At 56.5% G+C, this 14,272-nt stretch carries 17 protein-coding genes; 10 read left to right on the forward strand and 7 right to left on the reverse strand.

From position 1 onward, the window contains the following. From AC3B8H_RS12140 to greB, 3 genes are all read right to left on the reverse strand, one after another. The coding region (locus tag AC3B8H_RS12140) for a gamma-glutamylcyclotransferase family protein (protein ID WP_488441833.1) at positions 1-402 on the reverse strand (402 nt) is incomplete at its 3' end. A 3-nt stretch (positions 403-405) separates the two neighbouring features. Next, the gene (locus tag AC3B8H_RS12145) at positions 406-573 is read right to left on the reverse strand and encodes a hypothetical protein (protein ID WP_488441834.1); all 168 of its coding nucleotides are present in this window, start codon (positions 571-573) and stop codon (positions 406-408) included. 5 nt (positions 574-578) lie between these two features. Continuing rightward, positions 579-1,070 (reverse strand): transcription elongation factor GreB, encoded by a 492-nt coding sequence (greB, locus tag AC3B8H_RS12150; RefSeq protein ID WP_488441835.1) that lies wholly within the window; start codon positions 1,068-1,070, stop codon positions 579-581. 60 nt (positions 1,071-1,130) lie between these two features. Between greB and AC3B8H_RS12155 the strand changes: the two genes are divergently transcribed. From AC3B8H_RS12155 to AC3B8H_RS12175, 5 genes are all read left to right on the forward strand, one after another. Then, entirely contained in the window at positions 1,131-1,607 is a 477-nt protein-coding gene (locus tag AC3B8H_RS12155) for an FKBP-type peptidyl-prolyl cis-trans isomerase (RefSeq protein ID WP_488441836.1), read from the forward strand. A gap of 240 nt (positions 1,608-1,847) precedes the next feature. Next, on the forward strand, positions 1,848-3,479 hold the full coding sequence (locus tag AC3B8H_RS12160) for a methyl-accepting chemotaxis protein (protein ID WP_488441837.1): 1,632 nt from the start codon (positions 1,848-1,850) through the stop codon (positions 3,477-3,479). A 115-nt stretch (positions 3,480-3,594) separates the two neighbouring features. Continuing rightward, on the forward strand, positions 3,595-4,398 hold the full coding sequence (locus tag AC3B8H_RS12165; protein WP_488441838.1) for a ferritin-like domain-containing protein: 804 nt from the start codon (positions 3,595-3,597) through the stop codon (positions 4,396-4,398). Then, entirely contained in the window at positions 4,391-5,566 is a 1,176-nt protein-coding gene (locus tag AC3B8H_RS12170) for an NnrS family protein (RefSeq protein WP_488441839.1), read from the forward strand. Before AC3B8H_RS12165 ends, AC3B8H_RS12170 begins: the two co-directional genes overlap by 8 nt. Before the next feature lie 75 nt (positions 5,567-5,641). Then, positions 5,642-6,424, forward strand: coding sequence for a pseudouridine synthase (locus AC3B8H_RS12175; protein ID WP_488441840.1), 783 nt, complete (start codon positions 5,642-5,644; stop codon positions 6,422-6,424). 166 nt (positions 6,425-6,590) lie between these two features. On the opposite strand, the gene AC3B8H_RS12180 is transcribed toward AC3B8H_RS12175, so the two are convergent. The 4 genes from AC3B8H_RS12180 to AC3B8H_RS12195 form a co-directional block, all read right to left on the reverse strand. Further along, positions 6,591-6,977 carry a RidA family protein gene (locus AC3B8H_RS12180; protein WP_488441841.1) on the reverse strand — a complete coding sequence of 129 codons (387 nt, stop codon included), beginning with the start codon at positions 6,975-6,977 and terminating at the stop codon, positions 6,591-6,593. A gap of 1 nt (position 6,978) precedes the next feature. Further along, entirely contained in the window at positions 6,979-9,162 is a 2,184-nt protein-coding gene (locus tag AC3B8H_RS12185; RefSeq protein ID WP_488441842.1) for a RelA/SpoT family protein, read from the reverse strand. 5 nt (positions 9,163-9,167) lie between these two features. After that, positions 9,168-9,407, reverse strand: a complete 240-nt coding sequence (gene rpoZ / locus AC3B8H_RS12190; protein WP_064031788.1) for a DNA-directed RNA polymerase subunit omega — start codon at positions 9,405-9,407, stop codon at positions 9,168-9,170. 475 nt (positions 9,408-9,882) lie between these two features. After that, on the reverse strand, positions 9,883-11,334 hold the full coding sequence (locus AC3B8H_RS12195; protein WP_488441843.1) for a M48 family metalloprotease: 1,452 nt from the start codon (positions 11,332-11,334) through the stop codon (positions 9,883-9,885). Between the two features lie 121 nt (positions 11,335-11,455). Here AC3B8H_RS12195 and tusD point away from each other — a divergent pair, with 121 nt between their 5' ends. From tusD to AC3B8H_RS12220, 5 genes are all read left to right on the forward strand, one after another. After that, on the forward strand, positions 11,456-11,842 hold the full coding sequence (gene tusD, locus AC3B8H_RS12200; protein ID WP_488441844.1) for a sulfurtransferase complex subunit TusD: 387 nt from the start codon (positions 11,456-11,458) through the stop codon (positions 11,840-11,842). A 5-nt stretch (positions 11,843-11,847) separates the two neighbouring features. Then, a complete protein-coding gene (tusC, locus tag AC3B8H_RS12205) occupies positions 11,848-12,207 on the forward strand; it encodes a sulfurtransferase complex subunit TusC (protein ID WP_488441845.1) in 360 nt (119 codons plus the stop codon). Between the two features lie 84 nt (positions 12,208-12,291). Further along, complete coding sequence (locus tag AC3B8H_RS12210; protein ID WP_488441846.1) at positions 12,292-12,876, forward strand: PilZ domain-containing protein; 585 nt, start codon at positions 12,292-12,294, stop codon at positions 12,874-12,876. Between the two features lie 33 nt (positions 12,877-12,909). Beyond that, positions 12,910-13,899: a bifunctional biotin--[acetyl-CoA-carboxylase] ligase/biotin operon repressor BirA gene (gene birA, locus AC3B8H_RS12215; RefSeq protein ID WP_488441847.1), complete on the forward strand. Its 990-nt coding sequence runs from the start codon at positions 12,910-12,912 to the stop codon at positions 13,897-13,899. Beyond that, the coding region (locus AC3B8H_RS12220) for a type III pantothenate kinase (RefSeq protein ID WP_488441848.1) at positions 13,896-14,272 on the forward strand (377 nt) is incomplete at its 3' end. The genes birA and AC3B8H_RS12220, both read left to right, overlap by 4 nt.

A 14,272-nucleotide genomic window follows, 5' to 3' on the forward strand; every position in this document is an offset into this window, starting at 1 on the left:
CAGGGTCAGATATTGACGATAGTCGCCGGATTCGATGCGGATCAACCCACGGGTTGGCCGGTTATACAAATAGGCCCAGGCCGGACGGATACGGTGATGTTGACTGACTTCGACGATTTCCCGACGATACTCGCACGGCTCGGGAAATTCGAAGCTGCATTCCTCGTAGGCATCCAAGCGGGCGAATAGCTCCGCGTTACCGCGCAAATCGTAAAGCTCGCCGTGGATCCAATCCGGGCCGTTGCCGAGGACCGCGGCCGGATAGCCGCCGACATCGTAAAGCGCGCCATTCAAGCTTGCCGGCCCCAAGGCCGCCGCGTCGCCCAGTAAGTCCTGGTGGGCGGGGCCGCAGCCGGCCCGCAAGGTGCCGTAGACAAACAGCGGAAGATCGGGTTCCGGCATGGGTTAAGCGTCGTAGATCCGGTCCAGCAAGGCCTTGAACCAACGGGGTCGAAATGCGATAACCCATATTAGCAACAAGCCGAACAGCGGTATTGGGCCGATTTCCAGCACGGTCAATATCGCAACGACGACCAACAGTTTGAAACGCAACCAGACAGCGTGGGCGCTCATGGGCTTCAGTAACGAATGCCGGTAATGTAATAGCGGGTTTCCCGATCGCCGTGCCTTACCACCACTTCGTCGTCCAGCAGCTTCTTCAGCAGAACGCGAGCCAGCGGCGAATCCAGGCTGATCAAGCCGCCGGAGGTGTCGATTTCATCGGCACCGACGATGCGATAAGTCATTTCGTCCCCCTCCATTGTTTCCAAGGTGACCCAAGCGCCAAAAAAGACCTGATCCTGTCGAGTAGGTTTGTCGGCCACGACGGTCAATGCCGGCAGCCGTTTTTGCAGGTAATGAATCCGTCGGTCGATTTCGCGCAGTTCCTTCTTACGGTAAATGTACTCGGCGTTTTCCGAGCGGTCGCCTTCGGCGGCGGCGGCGGCGAGGGCGGCGGTAACGTGCTTGCGCCGTTCCCAAAGCGTCTTCAGCTCAAGCTCCAAGGTTTGATAGCCGGCGGCGGTGATATACGGCGACGATTTAGGGCGGGGAGGTCTCCAGCGCGACATGTAATTTCGAGGAAAAGGTTATATGATGACGCCTTCAAATTTTCCCTATCAAGGCGCTTTATGCAGATTACCAACAATACCGCGGTATCCTTCCATTATACCTTAACCAACCAAGACGGCGAGCAGCTGGACAGTTCGAGCGGCGAAGCGCCGTTGGTTTATTTGCACGGCGCCGGCAACATTATCGCCGGCTTGGAAGCGGCGTTGGCCGGCAAACAAGTCGGCGATAAATTCAACGTGACGATAGCGCCGGATCAAGCCTACGGCGAAATTCGCGAAGAAATGAAGCAAGTCGTCTCGAAAACCATGTTCGGTGACATGGAAGTCGAAGTCGGCATGCAATTTCATGCCGACGTCAATTACGGTTCCGGCGTTATCACCGTGACCGAAATCAACGGCGACGATGTCACGATAGACGGTAACCACCCTTTGGCGGGCGAAGCCTTGACCTTTGATGTCGAAGTGGTTGACGTTCGGCCGGCGACCGCCGACGAAATGTCCCACGGCCATATTCACGGTGCTGGCTGTCACCACTAAGCGACCTCCTCAGGCAGGCACCGCGCGACCACGTTGGTTTGGTGCCTCCATCCCAATCACGCCGATTGAAAGAGGCAATTCCAGTCCCTAGCCAAAGTGATAGTGGCTCGTTCCATGGGAATAGACCTCCAGGCTGGATTTAGCGGCGACATATCCAGCCACCGCGCTTCACGAAACGACGCATTCGCTTGTTGTCTATACTTCCCGGACACTCATAGTCTAAAGTTGGGAGAATCGGATATGTTGGCGAATTTGAAAATTGCCACGTTGCTGGCCTGGAGTCTCAGCGGAGTCGTGTGTTTGAATGTCGCGATGGTCGGCGTGACGCATTTCAAAAGTAGTGAAGTTGGCGACGGCGCCAAGTTTATCTCGGAGACGGTGTACCCCACCACGGCGCATGCCAACAACGTTCGAATGAACGTATTGCGCAATTGGGGGAATACCCTGTTACTGGGTGAAACCAGCGATCCGGGCGAGATCGAAGCGATTACCCGCGAGATGACGGCCAATAGTGCAAGTATCACCGCCAGCTTCGATTTTCTGAATGCCGCCGTCAGCGATCCCGCCGACCAGCAAGTGCTGGAACAGACCCTAGCCGCCCGGAAAACCTATACCGACAACCGCAAGCATTATGTCGAGCTGGTGAAATCCGGAACGGCTGACGAGGCCAAGCGCTATTTGGTCAATACGTTACGCGGCAACATTGGCGAATACGTGCGCTTGCTAGGTACGCTTGGCGACGCCCAAACCGATAAGATGGACGGGCAAATCGGGGAGATGTTGGCGCAATTTACCGCGTTGAAGTGGACCAACCTGGGGTTGGGTTTAGTGGTGGTGCTGTTTTCGCTGACCACTGCGGTATTTATCGTGCGGGGGGTGCTCGGCAAATTGGGAGGCGAAGCGTTCGAGGTCAGCGATATCGCCAGCCAAATCGCTTCCGGCAATTTAAAGGTCAAGATTCCGGTCAAGCCAGACGACACCACCAGCGTCATCGCGTCGATGGCCAGCATGCGCGATAAATTGCGCGACATCGTCGGCGCGATCGAACAAGGTTCGCATCGAGCCGCGTTGGCGGCGCATCGTTTGGCGGAGACCGCCGACGAGGTATCGAAGGCTTCTTATGTCCAAAGCGAAGCCGCCAGCACGACCGCCGCCGCGGTACAGCAGATGACGGCCAGCATCAGTGAAGTGGCCAACAGCGCCAGCTCGGCGCGCGAAATCAGCCGCCAAACAGAGCAAATTTCCGCCGCTGGCCGCGAGGTGATTTTGCGGGCAGCCTCCGGGATGGCCAACATCGCTGCCGCGGTCGCCGATTCCGCCGCCGCGATCGCCCGTCTGGAACAACAATCCAATGAAGTGACCGCAATCGTCAACGTGATTCGCGGCATCGCCGATCAAACCAATTTGCTGGCCTTGAATGCCGCGATCGAAGCTGCCCGAGCCGGCGAGCAGGGGCGGGGGTTCGCGGTAGTTGCCGACGAAGTACGCAAGTTGGCCGAACGTACCTCGCGTTCGACGCTGGAAATTGCTCAAACCATCGCCAAAATTCAAAGCGGCACCCAAAGCGCGGTGACGACGATGTCGGCGGGGGTGGCGCAAGTCGATGCCGGCGCGGACTTGGCCAGACAGGCCGGGCTATCGATCGACGAGATCGAGAATAGCTCGACCAACGTTGCGCTGCACATTCAGCAGATCACCGCCGCGATCCATGAGCAAAACATTGCTTGTTCCGAAATTGCCCGTAACGTCGAACGCATCGCGCAAATGACGGTGGACAACTCGACGGCCGTCCATAAAACCTCGGATGCCGCGCGCGAGTTGGAGGGTATCTCCGGCGCGCTTGAAAAAACCATTGCCTATTTCCACCTCTAACCCGAGTTCGGCCGCGGACGGCGCGCGCCGGCTGCCGCGCTATCCGCTAAAATGGCCGGTTTAACCGCTTTTGGGCCATACCCGAGCCTTGACAACCGGCGGTACCGGAGAGAATTTGGAAAATTTATTCGAAATTGCCGAACGTTGTTTGTTCGACGGAGATATCGCCGCCAAGTTAGACCACACTCGGCGCGCTAAGCAGCTTTGCGACGCCGGTGCGCTGGCGTTTGACGATACCGGCCGAATTCGGTCGATGGCCGATACCGTATTTCCGGCACGGCCGATATTGGCGATGCCGCGCGACATGCCGCGGCGGCGCCTGGACTCCAATACCGGACAAGCGGCCTTCTTTCATGCGTTGGCGCATATCGAATTCGTCGCGATTTATCTGGCTTGGGACATTCTCTACCGATTTCGCGGCTTACCGGCCGTTTTTTATCGGGATTGGCTGGCCATCGCCGCCGAGGAGGCGGAGCATTTCGCGATGATTCGCGAGCACCTGCAACGCTACTCGGTCGATTACGGCGACCTGCCGGCGCACCGTGGCTTGTGGACACACGCCGAGGATACCGCCGACGATGTACTGGCGCGTTTGGCCGTGGTGCCGCGTTGCATGGAAGCGCGCGGTCTGGATGTGACGCCGGGCATGATCGCCAAGCTTCAGGTTTTGGGCGATGCCGCTGGAGTTACCGTGCTGGAGCGAATCTACCGTGACGAAATCGGCCACGTCGAGCGGGGTTCCTATTGGTTCAAGCGCTTGTCTGCCGAACGCGGGCTAACCCCGGAAGAGCACTACAAGGCCTTATTATTGGCTTGTTACAAAGGCAAGCCCAAGGGCCCGTTTAACCGAGAAGTGCGTATAATCGCCGGATTCTCGGAACACGAAATTGATTGGCTGGAGGAGCGCTTGCATGAATAACAAACCGGTTTTTGATTATCCGCTGTTCGCGATGGGCTTTCGGGCGTTTTTCGCGTTGGCGGGTTTATCGGCGCTGGCTTTGATCGCGCTCTGGAATGCGATGTCCAACGGCAATCTGCATATCGACAATTATTTCCCCGGCAGTCTCTGGCATGCCCACGAAATGCTGCTGGGATACACTTCGGCGGTGATCGCCGGTTTTTTGTTGACCGCCGTTGCCAACTGGACCTCTCGGCCGACGGTCGGCCCGGATCAATTGGCATGCTTGAGCTTTCTGTGGTTGTACGGCAGAGTGCTGCCGTTTTATTCCGAATTGCTGCCGGACCTTTTGATCGCGGCGGTTGATTGGAGTTTTCTGCCGGCTTTGACTTACTTTGTTGCCCGGCCGATATTACAAACCGGGCAATATAAACACGGGGTGTTCGTCGCGTTGCTGTTGCTGATGGCGCTGGGGAATGCCTGGATACACGGCGAAGTGCTCGGTTGGTCTGCCGCGGGCGCCGCGCATGGTCTGAATTTGGTGGCGGGGCTGGTGGTCGTGATGATTTTGGTGATTGCCGGCCGGGTGTTCCCGTTTTTTACCGAACGCGGCCTGTCGGGCGTTATCTGCATTCGTAGTCCGACCTTGGACATCGCGGCAATCGTGACTGGCGCCGCGGTATTTCTGTTATGGTTGATCGGCGTTTCCGGTGTGTTTCTGGCGGTGGCGGCAGTCGCGGCGGCGGTTTTGAGCCTGTTGCGCGTCGCCGGTTGGTACAACCCGCGGATTTGGTACGTGCCGTTACTTTGGGTACTGTATATCGGGTATGCGTGGGTGATCGTCGGTTTCGTTCTGGTGGCGTTGTCGGCGTTTGAATGGGTGGCGCCGGCCTTGGCGTTGCATGCGTTCACGGTGGGCGGGATCGGGATTCTGACCTTGGGCATGATGGCGAGGGTTGCGCTCGGCCACACCGGGCGAGCCTTGAAAGCCTCCAACGTGATTGCGATTGCCTTTGTCGCCGTCAATCTGGCGGCCTTGTGCCGAGTATTGGTTCCGGCCCTGGTGCCGGCTTGGTACGGCGGCCTAGTGATCGTCTCCGCCTATTGTTGGTTGGCGGCATTTTCGCTGTTTGCGTTTTACTACGCGCCGATATTGACTGCGCCGCGCCTAGACGGCCAGCCGGGTTGAGCGCTTGGGCAATAGAATCTTCATTGGTCGCGGAGATTGAATTCCGCTATTCAAGCATAGGCCAGCAAATCGGCGATGTTGTCAGCGCATAATCCGCTAACCGAGCTTTACCGCGACCCTTGGCTGTTGGCGGTTCACAAGCCGGCTGGCTTGCTGGTGCATCGCAGTCCCATTGACAAACACGAAACCGAATTCGCGTTGCAATACGCGCGAGCGTTGAATGGCGGAGAGCATGTCTATCCGGTGCATCGGTTGGACCGTCCCACTTCCGGTCTGTTACTGTTCGCTCGAGATCCGCAAACCGCTAGCATTTTAGGCAAGACGCTCATGGTGGGTGAGGTATCCAAAACCTATCTGGCCATGGTGCGCGGCTGGTTGCCGGAACAAGGCGTGATCGACCATCCTTTACGCGACGAGCCGGAAGACCGGCGGCGGAAAGGTGAGTCGCAGCCGGAACGAGAAGCCCGCACACGCTACCGGCGCTTGGCGACGACGGAGATTCCGGTTGAGATCGAAGGTCATCCGACCAGTCGTTACAGTCTGGTCGAGTTATGCCCGGAAACTGGACGCAAGCATCAACTGCGCCGGCATATGAAACATATCAGCCATCCCATCATCGGCGACGCCAACCACGGCAGAGGCCGCCACAACCGGTATTTCGCCGAGCGTTTCGGTCACGGGCGCTTGATGCTCGCGGCCACGGAACTCGTTTTTCCGCATCCGATTTCCGGTGAGCGTTTGCACTTGAGGGCTCCGCCCGAGCCGAGTTTTTTGCAAGTCTTGTCGGTGTTTCGGAGCAAAAATGCTTGGCCGCCGGCCTTGGTTGGATGCCTGCACGGTGGGAGTCCGGTTCCTTGAGGTGATCGATACCGCCAAAGACTAGGCTTCTTGTGGCGAATGGTTTTCAGGCGGCGCTCGGAGCCCTTCCAAGGTGTCCGATCATGGTTCGGTCGGAGTAAAAAGCGAATTGCGCTGAATCCGCGCTACCCCCTGGCCGAGCCTTGGACAGGGGGGGGAGCGCGGATCAGTTTTCTAAAACCATCACGCTATCCATTTCAACGCCGACGCCTCTGGGCAACGAGGCCACGCCGACGGCGGCGCGGGCGGGGTAGGGTTGGCTGAAATATTCGGCCATGATTTCGTTGACGGTGGCGAAATTGCCGAGATCGGTCAAAAAGATGTTGAGTTTGACAATGTTGCTGAAATCGCCGCCGGCGGCTTGGGCAACGGCTTGCAGATTGTCGAATACCCGACGGATTTGGACAGAAATGTCGCCTTCGACGACTTGCATCGTAGCCGGGTCTAGCGCGATCTGGCCGGACAGGTAAACGGTATCGCCGACTTTGACGGCTTGCGAATAAGTGCCGATCGCTTGCGGGGCGTTCGGAGTGGAGATGATTTCCTTGCTCATGTTAGGCCTTGATGCGGGTGATTTTCAAAACGATGGATAGCTTTTTCAGTTTGCGGATGATGTTGGCCAGATGGACCCGGTCGCGCACGGCCAGGATCAACAGGTCGACCGACACCCGGTCGTCCTGACTGACGACGGTGATGTTTTCGATGTTGGAATCCATCCCGGATATCGTCGAGGCGATCGTCGCCAGAGAACCGCGCTGGTTCAGCAATTCGATGCGGATCTCGGCCGGGAATTCGCCGCTGGCTTCCGGGCTCCATTCCACGTCCAGCCAACTGGTTTGTTTTTTTCTGACTTCGTTGCTGTTGCGGCATTCGTGGTGATGAACGACGATACCCTTGCCGGGATTGAAGAAGCCGATGATCGGATCGCCGGGGATCGGTCGACAACATTTGGCCAGACTGACGACGATGCCTTCGGTGCCTTTGATAATTAGCGGCGTACTGGCCTTGGGCACGTTGTCGTGCAGCTTGACGGCGGCGTTGACGTCGGTTTGGGCGATGTGTTTGGCGACCAGGAAGGGCATTTTGTTGCCGAGGCCGATGTCTTCCAGCAAGTCGTTCAACGAGTGTTTTTTCAAGACTTGCAAGACTTGCAGAATGCGGCTGTTATCGACTTGCTCGAGCTGGATGCCGATGCTTTGTAATTCCTTCTCGAGCAAGCGGCGGCCCAGATTGATCGCTTCCTGTTGCTTGAAGTTCTTTAAATAGGCGCGGATGCAGCTGCGGGCCTTGGCGGTGGTGACGTAGTTCAACCACAGCGGATTGGGGCGGGCCCAGGCGGCGGTGATGACTTCGATGGTCATACCGTTTTCCAGCTTGGTTTGCAGCGGCACCAGCTTTTTGTCGATCCGGGCCGATATGCAGGCGTTGCCGACGTCGGTATGCACCATGTAGGCAAAATCGACGATGGTGGCGCCGCGCGGCAGCTTGATGATCTTGCCCTTGGGCGTGAACACGAAGACTTCTTGCGGAAACAGATCGACCTTGAGGTTGTCGATGAACTCCAGCGAATCGCCGGCCGATTTTTGAATTTCCAGCAAATCGCGCAACCATTCGTTGGCGCGCGCCTGTATTGTTTCGCTTTTGTCCTTGTCGGATTTGTATAGCCAATGCGCGGCTATCCCCGATTCCGACATGCGGTGCATGTCGTGGGTGCGAATTTGAATCTCGATCGGCACGCCGTAAGGCCCTATCAAAATCGTGTGCAGCGATTGATAGCCGTTGGCTTTAGGCAGGGCGATATAGTCCTTGAAACGGCCGGGCACCGGTTTGTATAGATTGTGCACGCAGCCTAGCGCCCGATAGCAGTCGTCGACTTGGGCGCAGTAAATCCGGAACGCGTAAACATCGAATACGTCGGTGAACGAGATGCGCTTGTTCAGCATTTTTTGGTAAATGCTGGCGATATTTTTTTCGCGGCCGGCCACGGTGGCGCTGAGGCTGCTTTCGTTCAAGCGATTCTGGATCGCGTTTTGTATGGTGTCGATGATTTCTTTCCGGTTGCCGCGCGATTTTTTCACGGCACTGGATATCACCGAGTAACGGTAAGGATAAAGGGCCTTGAAGCCCAGCGATTCCAACTGATGGCGGATCTCGTTCATCCCGAGCCGATTGGCGATAGGGGCGTAGATTTCCAGGGTTTCCTTGGCAATGCGGCGCTTTTTATCGGAGGGCATGTTGCCCATGGTCTGCATGTTATGCAGCCGGTCGGCAAGCTTGACGACAATCACCCGCAAATCCTGAGCCATCGCCAAAAACATTTTGCGGACGTTTTCGGCCTGGGCTTCGGCGCGCGAGCGGCTGTCGATTTTGGACAGCTTGGTAACGCCGTCCACTAGCTCGGCGACTTCAACGCCAAATTGCAGACCGAGTTGTTCCTTGCTGATCGGTGTGTCTTCGATGACATCGTGCAAGATCGCCGCCATGATGCCATGGACATCCATGTGCATGCTGGCCAGCGTGATCGCCACCGAAACCGGATGACAAATATAGGCTTCGCCGCTACGGCGAAATTGTCCGGAGTGTGCCGCCGCGCCGTAATGGTAAGCGCGGACGACGTCGTTGACTTGGTCGGTATCGAGATAGCCGCGCAGAGCCTCGCAGAGCTGGTGAAGCAGTTTCTCTTCGGGATGCTCTATCGCGGGCAGGGCCGGGGCGGGTTTGGCGGCTGTCTCGGGCATCGGACTTAAATTTCGATATGGGTTTCCGAAACGTAGCCGGCGCGGTGCAGACTATCGACATTGCTTTCGGAAACAAAACCCGCGGCGATCTCGCGCAGGGCCACGACGGTATCCTTGTCTTTGCCGCGCGGGACAAATTCGTCCGCGCCTTTTTCCAATTGTCTGGCTCGCTTACTGGCGAGTAATACCAATTTGAAACGGTTTTCGACATTTTCTAAACAATCTTCAACGGTAACGCGTGCCATATTTTTAACCTTGCTGAGTTTGATGAGGATGCCTGAGCACTGAGGACGGCTCGATTGTAGGGCCGCAGCCCAAGCGGGAGTTCGATTATAAGATAAAAGGCTGGCTTAGCCAATTGCGGAACGGAACCGCTTGGTTTGAGCAATGCGAAGGGCAATAAAAAGCCCGCTAACGCGGGCCCGTCCTGTGGTTGTAATTATTGTTGTTATAGCTGTGGACGCCTGTCGCTAGGACAGTTTAGTTAAGCAGTTACACTTATTGTTATTGTTGTTCAGCCTTTAAACAGGCCGCTTCCCTCCCCCTAAAGTTACGACCGCTTCGGGTCGCATGCACTCCGTAAAAGGTGGGCGAAGTGTAGTGAAAAAAGTTCCGACTGTCCAACAAAAAAATACACGATTGCCCCCGATGGTTTTGTCTCGAAATTATGTTATCCCGGCTTTGCTCTCGGATTCTATCGGTGGCTGTTGGCGCGCTCGGTCAACGCTCGGATTTACGGGATTCTTCTTCGCTGAGGAAGAAATTCAGCCGCTCGTTGAGGATGGCTTGCAGCTGAAAGCTAAGATCGGGTTCTTGTCTGGCGAGCTTGATTTGGGTCATCGCGGCCTCGGTATCGCCGCTGGCGAAATAATATTCAGCCATGTAGCGGTGAGATTCGGCCGGTTGCTTCAACTCAGCATGGATTTGGGCCAGTAGCTCGAAATAGAAGGGTTGCTGCTTTTGGTAATCCGACATCGACTGCAAGGCTTGGCGCGCGCGCTCAGGCTGCTTGTTTTTGATCAAAGCCCGGGTGAGTTCGATTTTGATCGCGTCGTTACTCGGAAAGCGCTCGCTGGCTTTGCTCAAGAGCGCACTGGCTTTCTGATAGTCGTGGCTGTCCATTGCGGTTCTAGCCAGTGCGAATGGGTATTGCGGTTGATTGGGATATTGATCGGTCAATTGTTGAAAAATTTCCGAGGCTTTGGCGAATTCCTGAGCGTCCTGGTGGATCAGGCCGATACCGTAGCGCGCTACCCCCCGTTGCTCGGTTGTACCCTGCAGCTCCAACGTGGCGAAATGCTTTAGCGCGGATTTTTTATCGCTCGAGGTGGCGACCATCAGTTTGGCTTTCGCCAATAGGTAGCCGATCGAGTCCGGAATTTGCCGATAGGGATAGGTTTCAGCTCGGCCGCGGGTGTCGGCGATCCGGCTTTCGGAGACCGGGTGGGTACGTAAAAACTCGGGGACACCCTTGCCGTAATAGCGGGTGGACTGCATCAGTTTTTCGAAGAAAACCGGCATCGCCCGAGGATCGAAATTGGACTCGGCCAAGGTCTGCATGCCAACCCGGTCGGCTTCCTTTTCGTGTTCGCGGGTAAAATCGATCTGAAATTGGATATTGCCGGCCTGGACCGCCATCAGTGCCGCTTGGCCCATATTGGGCGATTGGGTGCCGATCAGGATGGCCGCCAATGTCGCGGCGACGGTCGGTATCGACATTTTGCTGGCTTTTTCGATCGAGCGGTATAAGTGACGTTGGGTGACGTGGCCGATCTCGTGAGCCATCACCGAAGCCAATTCGCTTTCGGATTCGGTCAAAAGTATCAAGCCGGAATTGACGCCTATGTAGCCGCCGGGGCCGGCGAAGGCGTTGATATCGGGTTCCATCACCACGAAAAAATGGAACGGCGTCGCCGGGTTATCGCTATGCGCCGCCAATTGCCTGCCGATGTTTTGAATATACTGCTCGATTTCCAGATCTTGGCTGATTTCCGCCTGAGTGTGCAGATTGCGGAAAAACGCCTCGCCGAATTCCCGTTCCTGGATCGGCGAGATGATTGCGCCCGCCGAATCACCCATGTCCGGCAGTTGCATTTTTTCGATTTCGATGGCGCCGCCGGAGGAGGCGAGCAAAGTCAGGCTAAAGCCGAGAATTGGGGCAGTCAGTTTCATGGAGGCTGGGACAGCAAACGGCGGTCAATGGTTCAGTCGCGCAAGGATTCGAGGCAAACTCGCCAGAGCCGTATTAAAATGCGGCGCTTGGTTGAATTTGCCGGATACATTTTACATTCTGATGAAATTTGCAGTACAGGTTAATGCTAGTCCTTACTTGACCAATGCCGGTTTGCACGCGTTTCGGTTTGTCGATGCGGCGTTGGCTCAGGGGCATCAGATCGTCCGGGTGTTCTTTTATAGCGACGGGATCTACCATGCGTTCCGTTACGCCACGCCGCCGGATGACGAGCGGGCGCCGGTCGCGGACTGGAGTCGTTTGGCGGAACTAAAGGGTATCGATTTAGTGGTCTGTATTTCGGCGGCGCAACGGCGGGGCCTATTATGCGCCGACGAGGCGCGGCGCCAGGGTAAAAACGACGACGATGTGGCGCCCGGTTTTCGGATTGCCGGCTTGGGGCAATGGCTGGAAGCGACCTTGCTCGCGGACCGTTGTCTGACGTTTTGATCGCGATGAAAAAACGGTACTTGTTTACGTTGTCCCAGGCTCCGCATTTGGGGAACGGCGTTCAGGAAGCCTTGGATTTGATCTTGACGACCGCGGCATTCGATCAGACGGTCGGCGTGCTGTTCGTCGACGACGGCGTCTGGCAGCTGGCGGAAGGGCAGCGGGCGAATGGACTGGGGTTTAAGGATTCGGCGGCGATGCTCCAAGCGTTGGCGCTCTACGGGGTTACCGAGGTATTTGTCGAACAAGAGTCGCTGAACGAACGCGGTCTTGAGCGCGGTGCGCCAATTATCCCGCTGATGTTGGTGGACCGTTGCGAATTGCCCGCGCTCTTCAACGGCTACGATGTCGTCGTGGGCGGTTAAGACTGACGTTTCCAGCGGCGGATACGCTAAAATTGCTGGAATATCGATAGAATCCCATCAAAAAATTTTGAGGACAGTGCGACCATGGCGGACGAAATTACAGAAAAACGGCGATATTTTCGGGTTAACGATACGATTAACTTATTGCACAAAGTCATCGACAAAAATCACGTCAAGGTATTGAGCCATGTGTCCGACGATGTGTTGAGCAATTGTTCGCTGGCGTCCGCGTTGGAAGTGCTGAATCAAGAGGCCAGACTACTGGCTCCGAGGTTGGAACGGCGCGATCCCGATTTGTTCGAGTATTTGAAGTTGCTGGATACCAAAATCAATTTGATCGCCCAGGTTTTGACCAGCCAATCCGAGCAGTTTTCCGAACACGACACCCGGGAAGTCAGCCTGAGCGCCACCGGTCTGGCGTTTAGCAATGAAACGCCAGTGCAGGAAGGCGAGGTTCTGGAACTGAGAATGCTGCTGACTTCCTGCATGGCGGTTATTGTTGCTTACGCCAGGGTGGTTCACTGCAAGGATATTTCGGCGGACAATCCCGAGCGGCCCTACGCGGTTTGCGTGGAATACATCAACATGAAAGAAGACGACAGGGAGTTGCTGATCAAGCATGTGGTTAAAAAGCAGCTGCAACAACTACGCGATAAGAATGAAACTTGAGCCGGTTTCGGCGCCTGTTTGCGGGATGATTGATTGATATCGCCGATCGATAAGCAACTGATCGCCTTGTTGGCCGACGGGCGATTTCATTCAGGTACCGAATTGGCCGAGGTGCTCGGCGTCAGTCGCTCGGCGGTTTGGAAGCATTTGCAGGGCTTGCACGAGCTGGGCATCGAATTAATGGCTGTGTCGGGTAGGGGTTACCGTTTAGCCTCGCCCATCGAACTACTCGACCGACAGCGCATTTTTGCTCATATAGAGCCTCCTGTTCGCGCTCTATTGACCGAGCTGGAACTCCACGCCCAAATCGCTTCGACCAATACCTATTTGCATGAACTCGCCGAACGAGGCGCGCCACGCGGCTTGGTCTGTCTCGCCGAACGCCAAACCGCCGGGAAGGGACGGCGTGGTCGGCAATGGATTTCGCCGTTCGGGCGTAACATTTATTTCTCGGCATTGTGGCGTTTTCAAGGTGGACCGGCCGCCATCGCTGGCCTGAGCCTGGCGCTGGGCGTGGCGACAATTAACGCGCTACGCCAGTTGGGCGCTCGTGACGTCGGCTTGAAATGGCCTAACGATATTTATTGGCGGCAGCGCAAATTGGGTGGGATTTTGATCGAAGTGTCCGGTGAAAGCGGCGGACCCTGCCACGCGGTGACCGGATTGGGATTGAATGTCGATATGCCTGCCAAACAAGGCGAGGCCATCGATCAGGCCTGGGCGGATTTGGCGGCGGTGTTTGGCGGAAGCGCTCGCCCGGAGCGTAACCAGGTGAGCGGTGTACTGCTCAATCATTGGCTACCGGTGTTGGCGGAGTTTGAGCAGCGTACCTTGGCTGATTACATCGATGATTGGCGCGAGGCCGATTGTATGGTCGGGAAAACGGTGGATATTTCAGTAGGTAGCCGTGCGCACCGTGGCACGGTGGCCGGCATCGACGACCAAGGTTTACTGCTGTTAACGGATGTTGATGGTGAACTGCGCCGTTTCGCATCCGGCGAGGTGAGTTTTAGCAAATCGTGATTTTATTGGTTGACCTGGGTAACAGCCGCTTGAAATGGGCATTGGCGGTCGACGGTCGGGTCGGAGATATTCACGCGGCTGATTATCGACAAACCGGATTCGCCGAGTGCTTGCAACGGCAATGGCGGACCTACGCCAGGCCCGATTGCGTTGGCATCGCCGCGGTCGGCGCACCGGCGGTCCTGGGCGATGTATCGGACGTGGCGAGACGGTTATGGCCGGGGGTGGACATTGTGCAACCGTTACCGGTGGCCAGTGCGGCGGGCGTGGTCAATGCTTACCACAGTCCCGATAAACTGGGGATAGACCGATGGCTAGCTTTATTGGCCGTGCGCCGCGCTTATCCGGGGCGTTGGTGTATCGTCGATTGCGG

This window comes from Methylomonas sp. BG-2 (assembly GCF_057766305.1).